We start from the raw sequence: 14923 nt of genomic DNA, 5'->3' as shown, positions 1-14923 counted from the left end.
GGGATGGTTTTATGGGAAAGTGATCGTATTGACTTTTAGCGATGAAGATAAAAAGCTCTGTGATAGAATATTAGCTATGATCTCGGATGAATCGAGAATGGCTTGCCCTCAAAAGGAGGTTCCCAGTTCTTTGATTTTTCCAAGATTAAAGATCCATCCCTGCCAACACAGAGTATTTATAGAGGAAAAAGAAGTGCTTTTGACTAACTTAGAGTTTGAAGCGCTTCATTTTCTGGCCCGGCGTCCAGGATATGTATTTACAAAAGCGCAGATTCACGAGGCAGTCTGGAAAAGAGAAACTGAAAATTACGAAAATGCGGTACAGTGTGTGATTGCCGGAATAAGAAAGAAATTGAAGGCTCACACAGAAAAGGAATACATACAAACAGTGCGAAATGTTGGATATCGATTTATTGTGCCGAAGACATGAGATGTTTTTTGAAACGGAATATGTCATTTACTTTATATAGATAATTGTAAAAAAATTTCTTAAATGTCGGAGCGAAATGATCTCAATTTCACTCCGATATTTTTATGCTATAATTTTTTGGGGGAAAATGAACCGCCAAGAGTGTTGTGACGAATATAAGGTGAACGGGCAGTGGAGGTGAGGCATTGGACGCAAGAGAAATCGAAAGGTGCATTGATGAATTTGGAACGGATTTATATAGATTTTGTCTGAAACTCTGTATCGATAAAGTAGACGCAGAGGATTTATATCAACAGACATTCCTGAAGGCCTTGGAAACCAAATGGCAGCTTGACTGGGAACAAAATCCGAAAGCCCTGTTTTTCTCACTGGCACATAATCTATGGAACAGCGATAGACGAAAGCAGGCCCGAAGAAACAAGATCGCACCCTGTGGGAATCTGGAGGCGGGGGAAGAGGCTGCCCTGCATTCTGGTGAAAGTATTGAAGATAACTATTTACAAAAAGAACTGATGGCGGAAGTAAATCAGATGATCCAAACACTTCCCGAAAAGATCCGGATACCGATGATATTATTCTATCTTTCGGATTGTTCCATAGATCAAATTGCTGTTATTATAAAAAAACCGCCTGGAACGGTAAAAAGCCGGTTGTTTAAGGGAAGATCCCTGATTAAAAAAAGATTGGAGGAAGCAGGTTATGAGGAATGACGGTTATGATACAGAGATAGATAGAATTATTCGGGAAGCTATAGAACTTACCGATAAGCCAGGAGCAGACTTGAACGGGAAAATTAAGGCGTCCTTATATGAAAAGGAAAGACTGATGCGAAAAGAACCTGCCGCGCGAGTCTTATCGGTCTGGTATCTGCCGATGATTCTAAATTTAGTGACATTTCTTATGCTGGCAATTGCTTCATTTATGATGATCAGTAATACGTATTTATCTTATTTTGCTACAGGGATTTGCCTTTATATCGGTCTGGCGGGCATTCTGCTTACCGCAGTCGGGGTAAAAAGAACGAATATGAAGGAGAATATCACTATTTGTATAGAGAAGAGAGGTGAGTTGGCGTGAATCATAAAAAGAGGAGCAAATCTCTGATTGGTATTGGAGTTATAGCTATCTTGTTATTAATTGTTTTGCGATTTGGTCTATACTTCCTCAAAAGTGATGGATTTAGCGGGCTCTCCATGCTGATCCCACTTTTACTGCTGCTTTTTATTATTTTTTCACTATGTACCAGTTCTTTTTTTGCAGCATGGGTATATCAGGATTGTAAAAAAAGAGGAGACGATCCGGTGTTATGGGCAATCGTAGTATTTATAGCTACACCATTTATTGGATTACTGATTTATTTTTTGCGCAGGTCAGAGTTGAAAGGAACATGCCAAGCCTGTGGGCATCGAGTTTCAGTAAAAGCAAAGTTTTGTGAAGAATGCGGAACGCATATCAATAAGGAGGAAAATATTATTATGGTAAAACAGGGAACACACCATTTAAAGTTAATTGTGGCAGGGATTGTAAGTATGGTACTTATGCTCATATGCCTGACTGGATTCATTGTGAGCGCAGCTACAGGAAATGGCGTAAATACAGATGTCGCTTCCAACGAGAGAGTATGGAATTTAGGCACAATCAGCATGAATTCCAATACCTATCTGGATGGTATCTGGAAGTTAGATTTTAGAAGTGCCAGTGACGGATTTGTAGAAGAACAAAATATGAAAATCGATGATGCAGATTCCCAGTCTGTCTATGCAGATGTTTCCTGCAAAACGGTGCCGGAGGGCGCAACCCTTGTCTTGTGGTTAGTACAGGGAGATATATCAAGATCCATAGATGTGACAGACCTGTCGGAACCGGTTGAGTATTCTTTATCTGAATTTCAAAACGGGAAAATCCATGTGAGACTTCAGATTAACGGTGTGGAAGATGCTGTTTCAGAGATTTATATTCGATAGGGAATGAATGTTAATTTGCGTTGCTTGCCTCAAGAGACATCTGCTGACTACAATGAAGCCATAAAAAGGAGGTATAGCTGATGTTTGGTGACAATTTGAAATTAATACGCAAGCGGAAAGGAATGACACAGGAGGAGCTGGCTATTCGACTTAATGTCGTGAGGCAGACGGTATCAAAATGGGAAAAAGGCTTGTCCGTACCGGACGCCGACTTGCTTATAAAACTGGCTGATGTTCTTGAAGTAAAGGTAGCTGAATTATTAGGCGCAAATAGTGTTGATGATGAGAACAAAAATGAAATTGCGGAACATCTGGCACGTATCAGTGAGCAATTGGCGATAAAAAACCGTCGTTCCCGCATAGTTTGGAAAGTTTTGGCGGGACTAGGTATTCTATTTCTTGTTATCAATTTTTCCCTTGTTATTGTTGGCATTATATCTCATAACTCATACAGCGAGGACATAGAGATTCAGCAATTACCAATTTCTGAAGAAAGCCAGATATATGAGAATAACCAATGAAAATGAAATTAAGCGAACTGAAACTGGGGATATCAGGCTTTTGAGCAGCCATTGACAAGGAATGTTTGCCGTAGTATGATCATATCCAGAGTTTACAGCTCTTAAAAAGGAGACGGACTATGAATAACTTTCGTTTGACAGACCAGCGTAAAAAGCGAATCAGCTCTGTACAATCCATACCGATGAAACATTGTGCAGAGTATAGCGTAGAAAGAGCGTATTGAGATTTCATCGGAAAGCCAGGGGGAAACTCTACCCTTTTTGAAGAAACGGCTTTCCGCTTCGTGATCATGTGTATAGGGCTATGGACAATGTTTTGTCTGTAGCCTTTTGTTTTTACTGTTGAAGGTAAAAGGCAGAAGGCAGATGCATGTTTATGTGTCTAAACTTCTGCCTTTTTGCGTCTATAAATATTTGAAAGGATAAAATAGCGATGAGTTTATTAGAAATTGAAGGATTATCACATTCATTTGGCGATCATGTACTTTATAAAAATGCTGGATTTACTTTAAATAAAGGAGAGCATGTCGGCATTGTCGGGGCAAACGGGACGGGAAAAAGCACGTTTATAAAAATTTGCACGGGACAAATCATACCAGACAGCGGCCGGCTCGTCTGGCAGCCGGATATTGCCATCGGTTATCTGGATCAGTATGCCGAAATCCGTCCTGATCTGACAATGAAGGAGTTTTTACAATCTGCTTTTTCAAAGCTCTATGAAATGGAAGAGCGGATCACGCAGCTCTATGAAAAGGCGGCTGAAGGAGATGACAGGAGCCTGGGACTTGCGGCCCGATACCAAGAGGAATTGGAAGCATGTGATTTTTATTCTATTGACACGGCAATTGAGCGTGTCATCAATGGATTAGGACTGTCTGCGATTGGACTTGATCGCCAGATCGCGGAGATGAGCGGAGGACAGAGAGCGAAAGTGATTCTGGCAAAACTGCTTCTTGAGAAACCGGATGTGCTGCTATTGGATGAGCCTACGAATTTCCTTGATAAAGAGCATGTGGAGTGGCTGGCGGAATATCTGTCTGCACTGGAGAATGCTTTTCTGGTAGTTTCGCATGATTATGGATTTTTGGCAAAGTTTGTGAACCGTATCTGCGATATAGACAATCATACAATCACAAAATACTATGGAACGTACTCGGAATTCCTTCGGAAGAAGGCGTTTTTGCGGGAGGACTATATTCGTCAGTATGCGGCGCAGCAAAGGGAGATTAAGAAAACGGAAGAATTTATACGCAGGAATATCGCCGGCCGGAAATCTAAAATGGCAAGAGGACGCCAGAAACAGCTTGACCGGATGGATAAGATGGAAGCACTGGAGCAAAAAGAGATCATTCCCCATTTCCGTTTTTCGGGACTACCGCTTACCAATACAGAGCATTTACTGGTTAAGCAGCTGGCAGTGGGCTATCATTATCCTGTTTTGTCGGATATAGAGTTCAGTGTGAAAGGCGGACAGAAGGTTGTGATCACGGGTTTCAATGGAATTGGAAAATCAACTTTGTTGAAGACGCTGATCGGGCAGCTTCCACCTATGCGGGGGGATTTTAAGTTCTCTGACCAGGTAACTTTCCTTTATTTTGAACAGGACCTCACCTGGAAAGAACCGGGATGGACACCGATTCAGATAGTCTCTGACGCCTATCCTCATATGATTATAAAAGATATACGCAAACAGCTGGCCCAGTGTGGGATTTCAAGCAAACATGCGATGCAGCCGATCAACACACTGAGCGGGGGAGAACAGGCGAAAGTAAAAATATGTCTGCTGACATTATCCCCATGTAATTTCCTGATCCTGGATGAACCAACGAATCATTTAGATTTCCATGCAAAAGAAGCACTGAAAGCAGCCCTTTTTAGTTTTGAAGGAACGGTGCTTCTGGTATCACATGAAGAAGCATTTTATCAGGACTGGGCGCAGAGGGTGATCAATATAGAAAAGCAAATAGGATAGAAACAAAGATCCGATTACTGACCGGACAAAGCAGATATTTTCATCCTCATAAAAAATAGATAATTATATGTCACCATTGGTACTAGATATGTGTATTATTAGTGAAGGAGAAAGGATAATCGGATGAATGGTGATCACATTAAAGAGATATTCTCTTTATATAGTCCAACATTATATAAAATATCAAGCTTGATGTTAGGCAACAGAAATGACGCTAACGATGCAGTTCAAGAGACGTTTTTAAAGTACATGCTATCACATAAAAAATTTTGTACAAATGATTACGAGAAAGCATGGTTAGTCAGAGTCAATATTAATATATGTAAAAATATGCTGAGATTTCGTAAGTTACATCCACACGTTGCTTACGAAGAGCTTACAGATAAATACCATAGTTGCGGAGAAAACAAAGTGATGGATATTTTAATGGAAATGAAAAGCAAGGATAAAGAAATATTAATTTTGTACTATGTTGAGGGCTATTCATGTAAAGAGATAAAAGAGTTATTAAAAATTAGCGATAGTGCTGTAAAAAAAAGACTTGAGAGAGCAAGAAAGAATTTTAAAAAGTTATATGAGGAGTGATAGATTTGTTTTTTGAAAAAATGTCAGATTTGGCGGGAGATATTACATTTGATGAAAGAAAAGTAGACGAGCTATATACGAAATGCTGTGCGAAATATGAACTAAAAATCAGGAGAAAAAGGAGAAATTACTGTTCTATGACATTTATAGCCGTAATACTTCTGATCTGTATGTGTACCACTTTGCATAATTTGAATTCAACAATAGTATATGCTTCCGGAATTGAAGGAAAAATTCAGTTAAAAGAAGGAGAAAAGATCCGGCTCATGGAGGAAATGACTCCACTGGGAAGAGGATATACGATTGAAATATCTCTTGGGAAAAATGAACGATTTGAAGTGATAGAAGGACTGGAGAACGCTAATGCTGAAAATATTTTTATTAAAGAAGCTTTCATATATTGGATGCCGGATGGGTTCTCGCCAGGAAGAATAACGGATGAAAAGGGTGAAGATATTCAAATTAATAAAACGAATAGTTCAGTGTTAAAAGTGCGGGTGTATAAAGGCGAAAAGACCGAAGACATCAATTTACGATTGGAAAGGGGGGACAAGGGGGCATATATCGAATTATTAGAAAATGAAAGTGGGAAGTAAAAGCTGAAAAATAAGTTTAGGAGATGAGGTTATGAAGAGCAGAAAAATAATTGGAATATTATTATGTAGCGTGATTATACTATCTGGATCTGCCATGGTATTTGCTGGTGATAATGAAGAAAAGGCTGCAATTACACCGGATAACATATGCGTTAATTCGGATGTTCCGGAAAAGTCCAATAAAGAAGAACCATTGGCCGGTCTTAAAGTTATTACAGATGAAGAAGAGATCTCAAGGATTACTTTGGAAAACCCGGAGATAAAAAAGTATTTGGAGCAAAATGAACCATTCGCTGAACTTGAAATTATCACCGACCAAAGTGAAATTAAAAAAATATGGGAAGAGAATCCTGATGTAAAAGCACTTATGCAGTCTGAAACGCATTACTATTTAGCATATGTGAAAGGAACTGGTGTCAGACTAAGAAACTTGCCATCGACATCAGCGGCCATTAATGGTCTTTTATATGAAACAGAAAATGATTGGGTACTTCTAAATGACAATTATTCACTGAACGAAAAATATTTATGGTGGGAAGTTGAGGATAGCTCTATCGGTTTTTCCGGCTTAATTAATACTTTCCCAATCTGCCGTACTATAGAGTAGCGGCAGACGGGGTGCTATTCTTCCTTGGCCGGCCTCTTGGAGAGGGCGTAAAATTTTCTGTGTCTATGGGAAAAATTCTTCTTTGATAAGAAACAGATATGTATAATTGTCTTGTCGGAACTTCTGCTTTTTGGCTGTCGAATTACTTATCTGTTTATAGTATTACCCATTTGACTCATGTTATACATGAATTTTAAGATTTTTTGCAGCACAAATAACGGCATCTGTAATCCCTTTTTCGTGGGCTCTGCCCACACCCGGCCTCAGGAATAAGCTGGGATTTTCTGGGAATACTATAAATGCCGAAGGAATAAGGGGAAGACAGGAGCGGAATAGTTTTTCATCCACTCCTGTTTTCCTTTTACAGGTATGCTGTCAGTCTCTCATCGTATAAAAGAATCAGTTGGTTCAACACCTGATCCCAGTTCCGATAACGCTGCGTCCACTTCTTTGTTACATTTCTGCTCGCAAGAAACAGCATCTTTTCAAGAGCGGTATCGCTTGGGAACACACTCTTTGTCTTTGTGACTTTCCTGTATTGACGGTTCAGCCCTTCTATGATGTTTGTGGTATACATAATTCTGCGGATATCTCCGGAAAACTGGAAGAAAGAACTCACATCTTCCCAGTTGTTTTCCCAGTTACTGATCGCATAGGGATATTTCTTTCCCCATTTCTCCTTGATCGTTTCCAATTCCGAAAGAGCTGCGGATTCATTGGGCGCGTTATAGACAGCCTTGAAGTCTGCGGAAAACTTCTTCAGATCGTTATAATTCACATATTTAAAAGAATTGCGCAGCATATGGATGACACAGCGCTGGATCTGTGCCTGTGGGAAAACGGCCTGAATTGCGTCTTTAAATCCGGGGAGACCGTCTACGCAGAAGAACAGGACATCCTGCACGCCACGGTTTTTCAGGTCGTTGAGCATTCCGAGCCAGAATTTACTGGTCTCATTCGCTCCTACGGTAATACTGAGAATATCCTTGTATCCTTCCACGGTAACTCCCAGTACAATATAAGCAGCGCGGCTGAGGATCCTGCCGTCTTCCCGGACTTTGTAATGGATACAGTCCATAAAAACAAAAGGATATACAGGGTTCAGTGGACGAGACTGCCACTCTTTCACTTCCGGAAGGATTTTGTCCGTGATTTTGCTGACCATTTCGGCGGAAAGTTCAATCCCATAAAGTTCCTGGAGCTGGTCATGAATATCCCTTGTACTCATTCCGCGGGCATAGAGAGAGATTACTTTCTCCTCAATCCCGGAAATATCCCGCTGATATTTCGGGATCAGCTTTGGTTCAAACTCACCATTGCGGTCACGGGGAACATCGATCTGGAATTCCCCGTACTGGCTTTTGAGTGTTTTGGGAGAGTGGCCATTCCTCTTATTATCGCTCTTAAGATCACCTTTACAATTTTTTTCATAGCCCAGAGTTGCATCCATCTCGGCTTCCAGAAGCTCCTGCAATATATCTTTGAAGCTGTCTTTGAGAAGGGAGTAAACATCAGCCACACTGGTAATGTTGTTTTCTGTAATAATCTGTCGGATTTGGTCTTTTGCTACTGCCATAAATAAACTCCTTTTCGATAAGAATTGTCATATCTGTAATTCTTACCAAAAAGGAGCCATTTTTTACCAAAGCCACAAAGTTTTTTACACTACCCTCTTGGACGATTAGGTTTGGGCTCTGTAGGTTCCTTCTTTGGCCTGCCACGCTTCTTTGGCGCTGGCTTTGGAACTGGTATGGATAGCCCTAAAGTCTCAAGTTCCTCAAAGACGCTCACTATGGTATGTACCCAGTAGCTGTCATCAGAGTGTGGAGGAGCAGGCGCATCCACCATACGCCAGGCGGAACTCAGATCATCCATAAGATCCTTATAGGACATCTTGTTCAGCAGACCAGCATCCCTCGCCTTCTGTATAAGACGACAGGTGAGCACAGTAGATATAAAGTTGATGAACTCGGAACCCATAAGGGAGAAGTCTCCCTGAACATTCGTTTGATCCAGGCACTGATCATTTTTATACTGCTTGAAGACGAGTTCCAGTATCCATCGTTCATCGTAACAAAGGTAAGCGGTCTTAGGATCCATATCAAGATCCGATTCGAATACAATGACCCCGAAGACGAGCCTTTTCTTTTCATACTTTTCACTTATGAAATCATGGTTCTGTTCTCTTCGCTTTAAGTAATCGGTCTCCTCCATGGCTGCCTTACTTGATGACTTAAACGAATAAAGATACCGGCCTCCTTTTATGGCCTGCTTTTTATAAAGCACATGGTCTCCGACTCCCTCAAGGACTCCGCTGAAAGTCAGCATGGCATTGTTCGTGATGCGCGCATCATTCCTCTTTATGGGAGTAAGGAAATGCAGGTCAGGCCGATCGCCAAGTTCCTTGATAATTCGTACCGGAGGAAACCCTTTATCGGCGATGATGATGCCCTGCCTTATATCGTTATCCACTATGAATGACCTGTAAGATACGGCATCTATGGAATTTCCGGGGAACACCTCTGCACAGATAGGTTCCATAGCCTCAAGGTCATAGGCATATATAACGGATACATCCTTACAGCCCTTCACTCTCCCTTTGTAGGAAAATGTAGAAAGATCGTTTACTGTGCTGGTGTCCTGTTTCAGCATACCGTCTATGATCACATGGTGATCCCTTGCTACCCTCAGAGCACGCTTTTGATAGAAAGTTCTTCGTTTTCTGCCATCTTGTCCGAGCCGCTGAAGGAAACCTGAGATCGTATTTGGAGACATCCCTATGCCGGGATAATCCTTACATACGAATGTGCGGTTATATTCGGTCGAAAGCCTGCCATTCACGATGGATGGCTTTATGATTCGCAAGGTGGCGATAGCCATTATAGTATATGCCTCTTTGATGGGGTACACCTCCAGAAGATCATCAAGGAGATCCTCCGAGACAGATTTTACAAAGGCTGAAGCACCATAGGAGAGCATGTCCGGCCCTGAAACGGAAGCCTTATCCTGTTTGGGGACATATTTCCCGTCCCGGATATGGCCGATCACCTTTCCGTTTTTCGGCTGCGGGTTGCCGCCGGAGATGTATTTGATGCTGACCCTCTCACGGACAGCAAATCGGTTTGGACCATCACGCCCGTTGTCTTCAACGATGGTGTTGACGGGTCTTGGAACCATGCGAATGTACTCTGGAACTGCCATAAAATCACCTCCAAATATAGTACAATTATATCATATATAGTACTATATATCAATGAATTTATGGTTTGTTTTTCAAAGAACTATGGACGTCAAAAGCCTCACGAGACGGTGATTTTGACCTTGGAAGAGTTGTTTTTGGCCTATTTATAACCAACTTCCCCGAAAAACTATAGTTTTTTAGGGCTGTTAGCACAAAGATCGCTGTTTTCTATAGTACGGCAATCTGGGAAACTTTTACTTAATTGTAAATGATTATATTTATCTAAAAACTTCGACTGACACAAGCAGAAATGCGGATGATATACCAGAGGTTGATTTTGATACGTTAAAATTCATCCAATAGCACCTTGTGGTCATTAATAAACAGAGGTTAATATGAAAAAACATTTGCCAGTTACCGCAATATTTTTCTTGGTCTTTTGTTTTTCCGGTTGTAATCTACAATTACAGGCAGATTGTGAGATTGTAAAATATCAATGGGAGATGGAGAGTGTTTCCAATTTAGAAGGAGATATTATTGTATCGAATCTGAAGCAATCGGATCTGGCAGGGAGTCAATGTGATTTAGTACTTCAATTTAATAAAGACAATACTTTCTTACTATCCGATAAAACGAACAATGCTGTTTGGAATGGAACTTACAGTCTTGAAAGGGCGAACACATCTCATCCATGTACATCACATAAACTAAGCATGGTATTTGAAAATGAAGAATCTGCATTTATTGGAGTGTACGGGACGAGGTTATATAATAATTCCGAAATCCCTTCAATCCTTTTTCAAACAGATGATTATATATTGTCTTTTTTGGCATATGAAAAAATTCCATGACATGTTATGCTCCTCCCGGAAGTATGGAACTTCCGGGAGATTGCCAAAATCCCTGTAAATGGAATTCTTTATTTCAAGCTAAAGCGCCCCTTCATAGACGAGATCCACATTTCTATCGCCTGTGCAAGCATATACTGCTGTTCTAAAACTGCCATTCCCACTTCTGGGATTTCAGGATCGTTTTTCTTAATATCCAGGTTTTCCTCCAGATAAGATTTGAGTGTTTTAACCTGATCCTCAATATTGGCAAGACAGGATTTCCGGGTTTCTTCGGGTAAACTGTCAATATTGACGATTACTGCGTTAAAATCCAAAAAGATATTAATCGGTTTGCGTGAAATTTCCATCATCAGTTTTTCAAACTGGCGGTGTCCGGATTCGGTCAGTGTGTACACTGCCTTTTCCGGCATTTTTCCTTCTTTGACCGTTGTACTTGTAATGTATCCTTTTTCTTCCAGTTGGATTACTTTTTTATATATTGAAGGTGTACTGATTTTTACCCATTTAGAGATATTGCGGTATTCAACCAGTTTTTGAATGTCGTAAGCACTTAAGGATTCTTTTTTGAGAATGCCGAGAACAATTAAATCGATTGTTGCCATGAGAAGCTCCTCCTTTTTCTTGACAACTACTATAAATTATAGTAGTATGTGTATCGCAGCTGCGATTGCTATAAAATATAGTAATATACTTTATAATCCATGTCAAGAGAAAGGAGATTTTATATGAACAGCAGAAACAATAAAATGGAGCTTTTGGGAAATGCCCCCATATCCAAAGCACTTCTTGCAATGGGAATTCCGACCATGTTGGGTATGATGGTAAACGCCATCTACAATCTGGTTGACGCGTATTTTGTCGGTGGTTTAGGTACAAGCCAGATGGGAGCAATTTCCGTGGTATATCCGCTCGGTCAGATCGTTGTAGGTCTTGGTTTGTTATTCGGGAATGGTTCTGCCTCGTATCTTTCCAGACTGTTAGGCAATCGGGATCAGGAGCAGGCAGATAGAGTTGCGAGCACTGCCTTGTACAGCAGTGTTGCAGTAGGAGCGGTGTTGATTATTTTTTCAATGATTTTTCTTCGTCCCATACTAAGACTTTTAGGCGCGACAGACAGTATCATGCCGTATGCTATGACCTACGCAGGCATTTATGTTGTCTCATGCATATTTAATGTGTTCAATGTAACGATGAACAATATTGTAACAAGCGAGGGCGCAGCAAAAACTACAATGTTCGCGCTGATGGCAGGCGCTGTCCTGAATATTGGCTTAGATCCGGTTTTCATTTATACATTGGATATGGGAGTTGCAGGTGCCGCAATTGCAACCGCCATTTCCCAGATCGTTTCTACCCTGATATATCTGACCTTCATTTTCAGGAAAAAGAGTATCTACAGCTTTAAAATGAAGAACTGTACATTTACAAAGGAAATTATGTCGGAAATATTCAAGATCGGTATCCCTACCCTGGTGTTTCAGATCCTGACAAGCCTTTCTATATCCCTTGTAAATACGCAGGCAGGACCGTATGGGGATTCCGTGATTGCCGGGATGGGCGCTGTGACGAGGATCGTCTCTATGGGCAGCCTGATCGTATTCGGATTCATTAAGGGGTTCCAGCCGATTGCGGGGTATAGCTACGGCGCGAAGAAATTTGACAGACTACATAAGGCAATCCGGACCTCCATTCTATGGTCCACGGTATTCTGTGTGATTTACGGACTGTTACTGACCATATTTTCAAGCAGGATCATAGCGCAGTTTACAGATGGCGATCTGGAAATGATCCGCGTAGGGACGCAGTCGCTGCGCATAAACGGGCTTTCCTTTCTGTTGTTTGGATTTTATACCGTATATTCCTCCCTGTTTCTCGCACTGGGGAAGGGGCTGGAAGGGTTTGTCTTAGGAGCCTGCCGGCAGGGGATCTGTTTTGTCCCGGTTATTTTGATACTCCCAGTATTTTGGGGAATAAACGGGATTCTTTATGTGCAGCCGATCGCGGATGTACTTTCTGCCATTATCACCATATTTATGGCATTGCATTTACATAAAGAATTGGCGCTTGCAAAACAGAAATTTATAACTCTTTGACAGCGGGCAAAGCAATCCTGACGCATAATCCCTGTGGATGGGCCACGGAGAAATGTACGGTTCCGTTATGAGCCTTTACGATCTGGCGGACGATCTTAAGACCGAGGCCATGTTCTATATCGTCAGTAGATTCCTGCGTGCTGGTTATGGATTTGTCCTGGTTCAGCTCCTGTAGTCTGTCTTCGCTCATTCCTTTACCGTCATCTGTAACGGTGAAGATGCAGGAGCCATTTTCCAGAGCTACAGAAAGTATGATCCTGCAGCCAGATGGGTTGTGGATCATGCTGTTGCGGATGAGGTTGGAAAGCATCCGCCTAAGCAGGAGATCATCACCGGTCAGAGTGATTTCCTTTCCAGGCTGCTGCTCGGAAAATTCCAGTTCATACTGTTCCGGCATCTCTTCGTTGAGGATCTCGCTTAATGCCTGACGGGCTGATTCAACAGCGTTCAGGCGCTCCTTGTGAATGGGCTGCATGGAGTATTCCAGCTTTGTTGTGAGGTTCAGATCAGAAACGAGGTTTTTCAGTTTTTCACTCTGGCGCAGGATGATACCGGCCTGTCTCCGCGTCGCTGGTGGAAGCGCAGATGTTCCTTCAATCTCGCTTGCATACATTAGGATAACAGACAGAGGGGTTCTGATATCATGGGAGATCCCGCGTATCCAGACAGCCCTGGTATTGTCCTTTTTTATTAAATAGTCGCCGGCCCGGTTTAATCCGGAATTGATTTCCGCCAGTTCCCCCTTTTCTTCGAGTGAGACTGGTTTTCCCTCCGAGAGCTGGTGGATGCCTTCCAGGATTGGCTTCATGGCTTTTTCTACCCGGCGTGTGCTGCGGATAAACAGGTATGCCATTAAAAGAAGGTTGATACAAAATACAGCGCCGATCCCTGCCAGGAGTGGACGGATATATCCTGCCTTAAAAGAAAAATAATAGTTGGCGATGTCTCCCGGCGGAAGCCCGACCACCAAAAGTCCGTCTGTGCGTTTCCAGATATTGACCGGGTAATCATCCAGATACCAGCGGCTGAACATTGCTACCTCTGTTGCAGTATACCGGCGGGGGAGTTCAGCAGGCAGATCCTGCTCCCAGATGACGATTCCGCTGTCGTTTAAGATCATAGCCCATGCGCCAGAATCCGCCAGTATTTCCTCCGCCTGCGCATCAATGTGGAACTGCCCGCTGTCCGCCTCGATATGCCGGGACAGCTCCTCGATCGGGAAGTTGGAGTTTTTTACATTTCCCAGACCGGCAATCACAAAATACGCGCCAAGCAGCAGGATATTGAGGAGAAAGAAGAGGATCAGGATTCCAATCGTTGAGAGAATATAGCGACGGAAAAACCGCTCTATGGACTTCATGGCTGTGCCTCCTTAAGATTAAGACGGTATCCGACGCCCTTGACCGTAATGAGGGAAACCGGTCTGGACGGATCAGCTTCGATCTTCTCCCGCAGGTGGCGGAGATGCGTAGAAAGGGTCTTTTCATATCCTTGCCAGAATTCTCCGCATACAGCCTGGCATAAGGCACCCGTTGTAACGATCCGCCCGGCGTTCTGGTAGAGCTTTTCAAAAAGTGTCAGCTCCTTTGCCGTCAGTGGATAGATCCCGCTGTCGCGCTGTACTTCCGCTTTTTCCAGATCAACCGTGGAAGCGTCGAGATACACCCTTTTCTCCTGTTTTGGATAGGAGCGTTTTAAGATTGCCTGTACCCGGAAAAGCAGCTCCTTTGGCAAAAAGGGCTTTACTAAATAATCGTCAGCACCGTTTTCAAAACCGGCGAACTTGTCGTCAGCCTCTCCCCGTGCGGTCAGCATAAGGACTGGGACCTTGCTTGTTCTTCGGATCTCTTTTAAGACATGGAATCCGTCCATACCCGGCATCATGACGTCCAGGATGATGATGTCAGGCTGTTCTTTTTTCCACACTTCCAATGCTGATTTTCCGTTATTAGCCGTGAGTATATTCCGATAACCTGCCCGCTCAAACATTGAGGACAGGGCTTCGAGCAGATCTGCTTCATCATCCACAATTAGAATCTTTTTGTCGTACATAAGATACCTCCTGTTCACTCTGCAACCATTATATCGTAAAAAGTGTGCCCTTACTATTTATGACCGGAAAT

Annotated in this window: 17 protein-coding genes; 11 read left to right on the top strand and 6 right to left on the bottom strand. The window is 42.3% G+C overall.

All coding sequences use genetic code 11. From position 1 onward, the window contains the following. Positions 1-19 precede the first annotated feature (19 nt). From B5F53_RS17520 to B5F53_RS17480, 9 genes are all read left to right on the top strand, one after another. A complete protein-coding gene (locus B5F53_RS17520; protein WP_140398273.1) occupies positions 20-430 on the top strand; it encodes a winged helix-turn-helix domain-containing protein in 411 nt (136 codons plus the stop codon). Between the two features lie 185 nt (positions 431-615). Beyond that, positions 616-1140: an RNA polymerase sigma factor gene (locus B5F53_RS17515; protein WP_087226270.1), complete on the top strand. Its 525-nt coding sequence runs from the start codon at positions 616-618 to the stop codon at positions 1138-1140. After that, a complete protein-coding gene (locus B5F53_RS17510) occupies positions 1130-1507 on the top strand; it encodes a hypothetical protein (protein WP_087226267.1) in 378 nt (125 codons plus the stop codon). The genes B5F53_RS17515 and B5F53_RS17510 overlap by 11 nt, the downstream gene beginning before the upstream one ends. Positions 1508-1905: 398 nt before the next feature. Continuing rightward, on the top strand, positions 1906-2394 hold the full coding sequence (locus tag B5F53_RS20445; protein ID WP_242970363.1) for a hypothetical protein: 489 nt from the start codon (positions 1906-1908) through the stop codon (positions 2392-2394). Between the two features lie 80 nt (positions 2395-2474). Continuing rightward, positions 2475-2915 (top strand): helix-turn-helix domain-containing protein, encoded by a 441-nt coding sequence (locus B5F53_RS17500; RefSeq protein WP_087226262.1) that lies wholly within the window; start codon positions 2475-2477, stop codon positions 2913-2915. A gap of 433 nt (positions 2916-3348) precedes the next feature. Beyond that, the gene (locus B5F53_RS17495) at positions 3349-4887 is read left to right on the top strand and encodes an ABC-F family ATP-binding cassette domain-containing protein (RefSeq protein WP_087226259.1); all 1539 of its coding nucleotides are present in this window, start codon (positions 3349-3351) and stop codon (positions 4885-4887) included. A gap of 123 nt (positions 4888-5010) precedes the next feature. Further along, entirely contained in the window at positions 5011-5472 is a 462-nt protein-coding gene (locus B5F53_RS17490; RefSeq protein ID WP_087226255.1) for an RNA polymerase sigma factor, read from the top strand. Positions 5473-5477: 5 nt separating this feature from the next. Then, complete coding sequence (locus B5F53_RS17485; RefSeq protein WP_087226252.1) at positions 5478-6068, top strand: hypothetical protein; 591 nt, start codon at positions 5478-5480, stop codon at positions 6066-6068. 31 nt (positions 6069-6099) lie between these two features. After that, positions 6100-6675, top strand: a complete 576-nt coding sequence (locus B5F53_RS17480) for a hypothetical protein (RefSeq protein ID WP_087226249.1) — start codon at positions 6100-6102, stop codon at positions 6673-6675. A gap of 180 nt (positions 6676-6855) precedes the next feature. On the opposite strand, the gene B5F53_RS20000 is transcribed toward B5F53_RS17480, so the two are convergent. The 3 genes from B5F53_RS20000 to B5F53_RS17470 form a co-directional block, all read right to left on the bottom strand. Further along, positions 6856-7023 carry a hypothetical protein gene (locus tag B5F53_RS20000; RefSeq protein WP_162610342.1) on the bottom strand — a complete coding sequence of 56 codons (168 nt, stop codon included), beginning with the start codon at positions 7021-7023 and terminating at the stop codon, positions 6856-6858. Positions 7024-7036: 13 nt separating this feature from the next. After that, on the bottom strand, positions 7037-8251 hold the full coding sequence (locus B5F53_RS17475) for an IS256 family transposase (protein WP_087175595.1): 1215 nt from the start codon (positions 8249-8251) through the stop codon (positions 7037-7039). 89 nt (positions 8252-8340) lie between these two features. Further along, complete coding sequence (locus B5F53_RS17470; RefSeq protein ID WP_087226246.1) at positions 8341-9876, bottom strand: transposase; 1536 nt, start codon at positions 9874-9876, stop codon at positions 8341-8343. Between the two features lie 375 nt (positions 9877-10251). Between B5F53_RS17470 and B5F53_RS17465 the strand changes: the two genes are divergently transcribed. After that, positions 10252-10707: a hypothetical protein gene (locus B5F53_RS17465; protein ID WP_242970362.1), complete on the top strand. Its 456-nt coding sequence runs from the start codon at positions 10252-10254 to the stop codon at positions 10705-10707. A gap of 68 nt (positions 10708-10775) precedes the next feature. Here the strand turns inward: B5F53_RS17465 and B5F53_RS17460 are convergent, their stop codons facing one another. After that, positions 10776-11309 carry a PadR family transcriptional regulator gene (locus B5F53_RS17460; protein WP_087226244.1) on the bottom strand — a complete coding sequence of 178 codons (534 nt, stop codon included), beginning with the start codon at positions 11307-11309 and terminating at the stop codon, positions 10776-10778. Positions 11310-11432: 123 nt separating this feature from the next. Between B5F53_RS17460 and B5F53_RS17455 the strand changes: the two genes are divergently transcribed. After that, positions 11433-12800: an MATE family efflux transporter gene (locus tag B5F53_RS17455; RefSeq protein WP_087226241.1), complete on the top strand. Its 1368-nt coding sequence runs from the start codon at positions 11433-11435 to the stop codon at positions 12798-12800. Here the strand turns inward: B5F53_RS17455 and B5F53_RS17450 are convergent. Together B5F53_RS17450 and B5F53_RS17445 are read right to left on the bottom strand one after the other, a co-directional pair. Then, positions 12787-14160: a sensor histidine kinase gene (locus B5F53_RS17450; RefSeq protein WP_087226238.1), complete on the bottom strand. Its 1374-nt coding sequence runs from the start codon at positions 14158-14160 to the stop codon at positions 12787-12789. The genes B5F53_RS17455 and B5F53_RS17450 overlap by 14 nt on opposite strands. Next, positions 14157-14852 carry a response regulator transcription factor gene (locus tag B5F53_RS17445; RefSeq protein ID WP_087226235.1) on the bottom strand — a complete coding sequence of 232 codons (696 nt, stop codon included), beginning with the start codon at positions 14850-14852 and terminating at the stop codon, positions 14157-14159. The genes B5F53_RS17450 and B5F53_RS17445 overlap by 4 nt, the downstream gene beginning before the upstream one ends. Positions 14853-14923 lie beyond the last annotated feature (71 nt).

The sequence above is a fragment of the Blautia sp. An249 genome, from assembly GCF_002159835.1.
Lineage (GTDB): Bacteria > Bacillota > Clostridia > Lachnospirales > Lachnospiraceae > Blautia_A > Blautia_A avistercoris.
Note: the sequence above shows the minus strand (reverse complement) of the source record. Positions and strands in the feature narration are given on the sequence as shown.

Excerpts from the sequence above, each read along its gene's own strand:
- B5F53_RS17470 (WP_087226246.1), bottom strand. The coding sequence starts at position 9,876 with ATGGCAGTTCCAGAGTACATTCGCATGGTTCCAAGACCCGTCAACACC.
- B5F53_RS17495 (WP_087226259.1), top strand. The coding sequence starts at position 3,349 with ATGAGTTTATTAGAAATTGAAGGATTATCACATTCATTTGGCGATCAT.
- B5F53_RS17465 (WP_242970362.1), top strand. The coding sequence starts at position 10,252 with ATGAAAAAACATTTGCCAGTTACCGCAATATTTTTCTTGGTCTTTTGT.
- B5F53_RS17450 (WP_087226238.1), bottom strand. The coding sequence starts at position 14,160 with ATGAAGTCCATAGAGCGGTTTTTCCGTCGCTATATTCTCTCAACGATT.
- B5F53_RS17500 (WP_087226262.1), top strand. The coding sequence starts at position 2,475 with ATGTTTGGTGACAATTTGAAATTAATACGCAAGCGGAAAGGAATGACA.
- B5F53_RS17455 (WP_087226241.1), top strand. The coding sequence starts at position 11,433 with ATGAACAGCAGAAACAATAAAATGGAGCTTTTGGGAAATGCCCCCATA.
- B5F53_RS17510 (WP_087226267.1), top strand. The coding sequence starts at position 1,130 with ATGAGGAATGACGGTTATGATACAGAGATAGATAGAATTATTCGGGAA.
- B5F53_RS17490 (WP_087226255.1), top strand. The coding sequence starts at position 5,011 with ATGAATGGTGATCACATTAAAGAGATATTCTCTTTATATAGTCCAACA.
- B5F53_RS17475 (WP_087175595.1), bottom strand. The coding sequence starts at position 8,251 with ATGGCAGTAGCAAAAGACCAAATCCGACAGATTATTACAGAAAACAAC.
- B5F53_RS17460 (WP_087226244.1), bottom strand. The coding sequence starts at position 11,309 with ATGGCAACAATCGATTTAATTGTTCTCGGCATTCTCAAAAAAGAATCC.
- B5F53_RS17480 (WP_087226249.1), top strand. The coding sequence starts at position 6,100 with ATGAAGAGCAGAAAAATAATTGGAATATTATTATGTAGCGTGATTATA.
- B5F53_RS17445 (WP_087226235.1), bottom strand. The coding sequence starts at position 14,852 with ATGTACGACAAAAAGATTCTAATTGTGGATGATGAAGCAGATCTGCTC.
- B5F53_RS20445 (WP_242970363.1), top strand. The coding sequence starts at position 1,906 with ATGGTAAAACAGGGAACACACCATTTAAAGTTAATTGTGGCAGGGATT.